General features: G+C 67.2%; 8 protein-coding genes. 7 read left to right on the plus strand and 1 reads right to left on the minus strand.

The genetic code is table 11. The features are described from left to right. Positions 1–25: 25 nt before the first annotated feature. The 6 genes from fadD6 to A9W95_RS10685 all read left to right on the plus strand — a co-directional run bounded on the left by fadD6 (position 26) and on the right by A9W95_RS10685 (position 5075). Positions 26–1798, plus strand: coding sequence for a long-chain-acyl-CoA synthetase FadD6 (gene fadD6, locus A9W95_RS10660; RefSeq protein WP_067411870.1), 1773 nt, complete (start codon positions 26–28; stop codon positions 1796–1798). A 158-nt stretch (positions 1799–1956) separates the two neighbouring features. Further along, positions 1957–2781, plus strand: coding sequence for a dihydropteroate synthase (folP, locus tag A9W95_RS10665; RefSeq protein ID WP_156746126.1), 825 nt, complete (start codon positions 1957–1959; stop codon positions 2779–2781). Continuing rightward, positions 2778–3716 (plus strand): glucosyl-3-phosphoglycerate synthase, encoded by a 939-nt coding sequence (locus A9W95_RS10670; RefSeq protein ID WP_067411875.1) that lies wholly within the window; start codon positions 2778–2780, stop codon positions 3714–3716. Before folP ends, A9W95_RS10670 begins: the two co-directional genes overlap by 4 nt. A gap of 33 nt (positions 3717–3749) precedes the next feature. Beyond that, on the plus strand, positions 3750–4118 hold the full coding sequence (locus A9W95_RS10675; protein ID WP_067411877.1) for a DivIVA domain-containing protein: 369 nt from the start codon (positions 3750–3752) through the stop codon (positions 4116–4118). Then, positions 4115–4696: a DNA-3-methyladenine glycosylase I gene (locus A9W95_RS10680; protein WP_067411879.1), complete on the plus strand. Its 582-nt coding sequence runs from the start codon at positions 4115–4117 to the stop codon at positions 4694–4696. The genes A9W95_RS10675 and A9W95_RS10680 overlap by 4 nt, the downstream gene beginning before the upstream one ends. A gap of 211 nt (positions 4697–4907) precedes the next feature. Beyond that, complete coding sequence (locus A9W95_RS10685) at positions 4908–5075, plus strand: DUF3117 domain-containing protein (protein WP_003406247.1); 168 nt, start codon at positions 4908–4910, stop codon at positions 5073–5075. 17 nt (positions 5076–5092) lie between these two features. On the opposite strand, the gene glgA is transcribed toward A9W95_RS10685, so the two are convergent. Then, positions 5093–6256 carry a glycogen synthase gene (gene glgA / locus A9W95_RS10690; protein WP_067411882.1) on the minus strand — a complete coding sequence of 388 codons (1164 nt, stop codon included), beginning with the start codon at positions 6254–6256 and terminating at the stop codon, positions 5093–5095. A 258-nt stretch (positions 6257–6514) separates the two neighbouring features. Here glgA and glgC point away from each other — a divergent pair. After that, the coding region (glgC, locus tag A9W95_RS10695) for a glucose-1-phosphate adenylyltransferase (protein WP_067411903.1) at positions 6515–7639 on the plus strand (1125 nt) is incomplete at its 3' end.

The raw sequence follows: 7639 nt of genomic DNA on the forward strand, positions 1-7639 counted from the left end.
GGGTCAGAACGAATCGAGGGGTCACGTGGCCGATCACGGCGGCACGCGCGTCAAGCTCACTCATTTGGCAGCCCAGGTACCAGGCCTGCTGGCCGATACGCCGACGATCGCGCGGGGACTGCTGACCGGGTTGTTGCCCCGGCCCAGCTCGAAGACGTCAATCGGCACGGTGTTCCAGGAACGCGCCGCCCGCTACGCCGACCGCACCTTCCTCAAGTTCGGTGACCAACAGATCAGCTACCGCGACGCCAACGCGACGGCCAACCGCTACGCCGCCGTGCTGGCGGCGCGCGGCGTCGGCCCCGGCGACGTCGTCGGCGTCATGCTGCGCAACTCCCCGCACGCGGTGTTGACGATGCTGGCCATCGTCAAGAGCGGCGCCATCGCCGGCATGCTGAACTACCACCAGCGCGGCGACGTCTTGGCCCACAGTCTGGGCTTACTGAACGCCAAGGTGCTGGTCGCCGAGTCCGACTTGGTCAGCGCGGTCAGCGAATCCGGCGGCACGGCCGATGAGGTGCTGACCATCGAAGACCTGGAGCGGTTCGCCGCCACCGCGCCGGCCACCAATCCGGCCGCCGCGTCGCAGGTGCGGGCCAAAGACACCGCGTTCTACATCTTCACCTCTGGCACGACGGGATATCCCAAGGCCAGCGTGATGACGCACTACCGATGGCTGAAGGCCCTCGGCGCCTTCGGCGGGCTCGGGTTGCGACTGAACAGCAACGACACGCTCTACTGCTGCCTGCCGCTGTACCACAACAACGCGCTGACGGTCGCGGTGTCATCGGTGGTGAACTCCGGGGCCTCGCTGGCGTTGGGCAAGTCCTTCTCCGCGTCGCGGTTCTGGGACGAGGTGATCGCCTACCAGGCCACGGCGTTCATCTACATCGGCGAGGTCTGCCGCTATCTGCTCAACCAGCCGCCCAAGCCGACCGACCGCGCGCACAAGGTCCGCGTGATCGCCGGCAACGGGCTGCGACCTGAGATCTGGAAAGAGTTCACCGAGCGGTTCAACATCCCGCGGGTGTGTGAGTTCTACGCCGCCAGCGAGGGCACCACCGCGTTCATCAACGTGTTCAATGTGCCTCGCAGCACCGGGATTTCGCCGATGCCGCTGGCGTATGTGGCCTACGACCCCGACACCGGCGAACCGCTGCGCGACGAAGCGGGTCGGGTGCAGCGCGTGCCCTCCGGCCAGCCGGGCCTGTTGCTCAGCCCGGTCAACCGGCTGCAGCCGTTCGACGGTTACACCGACAAGGAAGCCACCGAGAAGAAGCTGGTGCGCAACGCCTTCAAGGAAGGCGACACCTGGTTCAACACCGGTGACGTGATGAGCCCGCAAGGGCTGTTCCACGCGGCGTTCGTCGACCGGCTCGGTGACACCTTCCGCTGGAAAGGCGAGAACGTGGCCACCACGCAGGTGGAAGCGGCGGTGGCCTCCGACCGCAACGTCGAGGAGTGCACCGTCTACGGCGTCGAGGTGCCGAACACCGGCGGGCGGGCCGGCATGGCCGCGATCAAGCTGCGTGAGGGCGCGGAGTTCGACGGCCAGTCCCTGGCCAAGGCGGTGTACCGGGAGCTGCCGTCCTACGCGTTGCCGCTGTTTGTGCGGGTGGTCGAGACGCTGGAACACACGTCGACGTTCAAGAGCCGCAAGGTCGAGCTGCGCGAGCAGGCTTACGGGCCCGACGTGAAAGATCCGTTGTACGTGCTGGCCGGGCGCAAGGAGGGCTACGTGCCCTACTACGACGAGTATCCCGACGAGGTGTCGGCGGGGAAGCGACCGCAGGGCTAGCCTCTTTATCCGCCAGTGGAACCACACTGCGAGAAATCGAACTCAGATTCGCAGTGCCGTTCCACTCGCGGTGACGGGCGTCGTCGGCGAGCAGGCACTATGGAGGCGTGCAGTCAACGCTGTGCGGCCGCCCGGTAGCGGCGGATCGTGCGCTGATCATGGCGATCGTCAACCGCACCCCGGACTCGTTCTTCGACAAGGGTGCGACGTTCAGCGACGAGGCCGCCCGCGACGCCGCCCACCGGGCCATCGCGGACGGGGCCGACGTGATCGACGTCGGCGGTGTCAAGGCCGGTCCCGGTGACACCGTGGACGCCCAGACCGAGATCGCGCGGCTGGTGCCGTTCATCGAATGGCTGCGCGGCGAGTACCCCGACCAGCTGATCAGCGTCGACACCTGGCGCGCAGAAGTCGCTCGGGTGGCCTGCGCGGCCGGGGCGGACCTGATCAATGACACCTGGGGCGGCATCGACCCGGCGATCGCCGACGTGGCCGCCGAATGCGGCGCGGGCCTGGTGTGCGCCCACACCGGCGGGGCGCTGCCGCGCACTCGCCCCTTCCGGGTGAGCTACGGTACGACTACCCGCGGCGTGGTGGACGACGTGATCGAGCAGGTGACGGCCGCCGCCGAGCGGGCCGTCGCGGCCGGCGTAGGCCGTGACCGGGTGCTGATCGACCCGGCCCACGACTTCGGCAAGAACACCTTCCACGGGCTGCACCTGTTGCGCCATGTGGACGATCTGGTGAAGACCGGCTGGCCGGTGTTGATGGCGTTGAGCAATAAGGACTTCGTCGGGGAGACTCTGGGAGTGGAGCTGACCGAACGGCTGGAGGGGACTCTGGCGGCCACCGCATTGGCGGCCGCCGCGGGAGCTCGCATGTTCCGCGTGCACCAGGTCGTGCCGACCCGACGGGTTCTGGAGATGGTGGCCTCGATCCAGGGTATGCGCCCGCCGGCGCGCACGGTGAGGGGACTGGCATGACGGATCTCGTCGCCGGCGAACTCGCCGGCCGGACCGACCGCACCTGGAACAACCCACGGTGGACCATCGGCGAATTGATCGCCGCGAAGGCCGGGCGCACCATCTCGGTGGTGCTACCGGCCCTCAACGAAGAAGAGACCATCGAGTCGGTCATCGACAGCATCTCGCCGCTGGTGGACAACCTGGTCGACGAACTGATCGTGCTGGACTCCGGATCCACCGACGACACCGAGTTTCGCGCCATCGCCGCCGGCGCCCGCGTCGTCAGCCGCGAACAAGCCGTCCCCGAGCTGCCGGTCCGCCCGGGCAAGGGCGAAGCGCTGTGGCGCTCACTGGCAGCAACCAGCGGTGACATTGTGGTGTTCGTCGACTCCGACTTGATCGACCCGCATCCGATGTTCGTGCCGTGGCTGGTCGGCCCGCTGCTCACCGGCGAAGGCGTGCATCTGGTCAAAAGTTTCTATCGGCGGCCGCTCAACGTCAGTGACGTCGGTGGCCCCGCCGGGGACACCGGCGGCGGACGAGTCACCGAATTGGTGGCCCGCCCGCTGCTGGCGGCGCTTCGCCCCGAGTTGGGCTGTGTGCTGCAACCCCTTGGCGGTGAATACGCGGCCACCCGTGAGTTGTTGAGCTCGCTGCCCTTTGCGCCGGGTTACGGGGTGGAGATCGGCTTACTGGTGGACACCTTCGACCGGCTGGGACTGGACGCCATCGCGCAGGTCAATCTGGGTGTGCGGGCGCACCGCAACCGGCCGCTGGCCGAGCTGGGCGCCATGAGCCGCCAGGTCATCGCCACCTTATTGTCGCGGTGCGGAATCCCGGACTCCGGGGTCGGGCTAACCCAATTCCTGCCCGCCGGTGATAGCTACACCCCGCACACCACGCCGGTGTCGTTGGCGGACCGGCCGCCGATGAACGCGGTGCGCCCTCGCTGATCCGTGTCGGTGGCATAGGGCAATATCGATCCCGTGGCGTTGGTATTGCTCTACCTGGTGGTGCTGATCCTGGTCGCGATCGTGCTGTTCGGCGTGGCCAGCTTGCTGTTGGGCCGCGGCGAGCAATTGCCGCCGCTGCCAAGAGCGACCACCGCGACCGTGCTGCCCGCCTATGGGGTCACCGCCGCTGACGTCGACGCGGTCAAATTCACCCAGGTGCTGCGGGGCTACAAGACCAGCGAAGTCGACTGGGTGCTGGACCGACTCGGTCGGGAGATCGAGACGCTGCGGGGGCAGGTGGCCGCGATGCACGCTTCGTCGGCGCCCCCGGACGAGGAAGAAGCCGACGAGGCCGTTCCGGACGCCGAGGCCGTCGCGCAAGAGCGATCCGGCCCCACGTGAGCGAAGACGGCCTGGTTCGATGCGGCTGGGCACAGGTGCGGCCCGGACCCGACGCCGAGCTGTACCGCGATTACCACGACCGGGAGTGGGGTCAACCCGTGCACGACGGGGTGGCGTTGTTTGAGCGGATGAGCCTGGAAGCCTTTCAGAGCGGATTGTCGTGGCTGATCATCCTGCGCAAGCGGGAGAACTTCCGCCGCGCCTTTGCCGGGTTCGACGTGGAGCAAATCTCTCGCTACACCGATGCCGACGTGCAACGGCTGCTCGGTGACGACGGCATCGTGCGCAACCGCGCCAAGATCGAAGCCACCATCGCCAACGCCCGCGCCGCTGCCGAACTGGGTTCGCCGGACGACCTGTCTGAGTTGTTGTGGTCGTTCGCCCCACCGCCGCGGCCACGTTTCGCAGACTTGTCCCAAATACCCTCGGTCAGTGCCGAATCCAAGGCGATGGCCAAGGAGCTGAAACGTCGCGGATTCCGCTTCGTCGGCCCGACCACGGCCTATGCCCTGATGCAGGCGACCGGCATGGTCGACGACCACATCGAGACCTGCTGGGTCCCGCCCGCGCGGCGATGAGCCGTCGCGGTCAGTCTCTCCGTGCGGCGCCGCGACGCCCTGGTGCGGCAGGAGAAAAGGGTCTTGTGCACCTAGTGGCCCGGATAGGGAACAATAGAGGGGTGATTTGGCAGTTCAATGTCGGGTATGGCTGGAAATCCACTGGCGGGGCATGCTCGGCGCCGGCCAGGTCCGTGACCGCGGGCCAGCTCGAATCTGGAGGGAGCACTCGATGGCGGCGATGAAGCCCCGGACCGGAGACGGTCCACTGGAAGCAACCAAGGAGGGGCGTGGCATCGTGATGCGAGTACCACTTGAAGGTGGCGGTCGCCTCGTGGTCGAGCTGACGCCCGACGAAGCCGCCGCTCTGGGCGACGAGCTGAAGGGCGTCACCAGCTAGGGCCCTTCAGCCCGGCGTTACGCGCACAGCTTGCGATAGATGTCGAGCGTCTGCTCGGCGATGTGCGTCCAAGAGAATTCCTCGATACAGCGCTGGCGTCCAGCCTGGCCGTAACGTTCTGCCTGCGCGGGATCAGCGATCAAGGCGTTGACGGCCTCGGCCAACCTGGCTTGATATCCAGTCGGGTCGTCGGCGTCGTAGTGCACCACGGTGCCCGTGACCCCGTCGGCGACAACCTCCGGAATGCCCCCGACATCGGAGGCCACCACCGCCGTCCCGCACGCCATCGCCTCCAAATTCACGATGCCCAACGGCTCATAAATCGACGGGCAGACGAATACCGTTGCCGCCGAGAGGATCTCTCGAAGCTCATCGGTCGGCAGCATTTCTCTCACCCAGAACACACCGGTCCGGAGGGCGGACAATTCGGCGACCGCGGATTCCACTTCGGCGGCGATCTCGGGCGTGTCAGGTGCGCCGGCGCAGAGCACCAACTGTGCGTCCGGGCTGAATTGGTGTGCTGCGGCCAGCAGGTGCGGGACGCCTTTCTGCCGGGTGATTCGACCGACGAACGCCACCATCGGCCGGTCCGGGTCGACGCCCAGCTCGGCCAACATCGAGCCGGTGCTGGCAGGGCCCGCCGGATGCCACGCGTCGGTGTCGATGCCGTTGCGGATCACGTGCACCGCGGCGGGATCGAGGTCGGGGTAAACCTGCAAGATGTCGTCGCGCATGCCGGCGCTGACGGCGATGACGGCGTCGGCGGCCAGCACCGCGGTGTGCTCAACCCACGTGGAGATGCGATACCCGCCGCCGAGTTGCTCGGCCTTCCAGGGTCGTCTCGGCTCGAGCGAGTGCGCGGTCAGCACGTGGGGGATGCCGTGCAGCAGGGAGGCGAGGTGACCGGCCATGCCGGTGTACCAGGTGTGGGAGTGCACCACGGTGGCCGACTTAGCGGCGTGGGCCATGAGGAGGTCGGAGGACAAGGTCGACAGTGCGGCGTTGGCGTTGCGCAGCCGCGGGTCGGGCTGGTAGGTGAACGCGCCCGGTCGGGGCGCACCCATGCAGTGCACGTCAACGGTGCATAGCCGGCGCAGTTGCGAGACGAGTTCGGTGACGTGTACCCCGGCTCCGCCGTAGACCTCTGGGGGGTACTCCCGAGTCATCATCGCCACCCGCATACCCGCACCGTAGTTCGGCGACGATGCGGCCCGCGTAGCGGGGCGAGGAGGAGCCGGACCGTGGATGGAGTCGGCGACGATGCGGCCCGCGTAGCGGGGCGAGGCGGGGGTACTCCCGCTGGTAGCCCCGAGGCGGTCAATAATGGGTGCCATCGGGTCGTCGAAAACAGCCAAAATCGTTGACAGACACCCCGTCAGAACGGCGACAACAGGGATTTCCCCTGGCAGCAGTTGACGGCGGCCGATAGGTTTGGAGCCATGAGGGAAGCGCCACACGTGCTGGGCATTGTGCTGGCCGGCGGCGAGGGTAAACGGCTCTATCCGCTGACCGCGGACCGGGCCAAACCCGCAGTTCCCTTCGGCGGCGCGTACCGCCTCATCGACTTCGTCCTGTCGAATCTGGTCAACGCGCGTTACCTGAGGATCTGCGTTCTCACGCAATACAAGTCGCATTCACTCGACCGCCATATTTCGCAGAACTGGCGGCTGTCCGGCCTGGCCGGCGAGTACATCACCCCCGTCCCGGCCCAGCAGCGCCTGGGCCCGCGCTGGTACACCGGCTCCGCCGACGCCATCTACCAGTCGCTGAACCTCATCTACGACGAAGACCCCGACTACATAGTCGTTTTCGGCGCCGACCACGTGTACCGGATGGACCCCGAACAGATGGTCCGGTTCCACATTGACAGCGGCGCCGGCGCCACCGTGGCCGGGATCCGGGTGCCGCGCAGCGAAGCCAGCGCGTTTGGGTGCATCGACGCCGACCCGTCCGGGCGCATCCGCGCGTTCGTCGAGAAGCCCAGAAACCCGCCGGGCACTCCGGATGATCCGGATTCGACGTTCGTGTCGATGGGCAACTACATCTTCACCACGAAGGTGCTAATCGACGCTATCCGCGCCGACGCCGACGACGACCATTCCGATCACGACATGGGCGGCGACATCATCCCGCGCTTGGTGGGCGACGGTATGGCCGCGGTCTACGACTTCAACGACAACGAAGTGCCGGGCGCCACCGACCGCGACCGCGCTTACTGGCGCGACGTGGGAACCTTGGACGCCTTCTATGACGCCCACATGGATCTGGTCTCGGTGCACCCGGTGTTCAACCTGTACAACAAACGCTGGCCGATCCGCGGCGAGTCGGAGAACCTGGCCCCGGCGAAATTCGTCAACGGCGGCTCCGCGCAGGAGTCGGTGGTAGGCGCCGGCAGCATCATCTCGGCGGCCTCGGTGCGCAATTCGGTGCTGTCGTCCAACGTCGTGGTCGACGACGGCGCCATCGTGGAAGGCAGCGTCATCATGCCCGGCGCCCGGGTCGGCCGCGGCGCGGTCGTCCGCCACGCGATCCTGGACAAGAACGTCGTCGTCGGACCCGCTCCG

The sequence above is a fragment of the Mycobacterium sp. 1423905.2 genome, from assembly GCF_001673155.1.
GTDB lineage: Bacteria > Actinomycetota > Actinomycetes > Mycobacteriales > Mycobacteriaceae > Mycobacterium.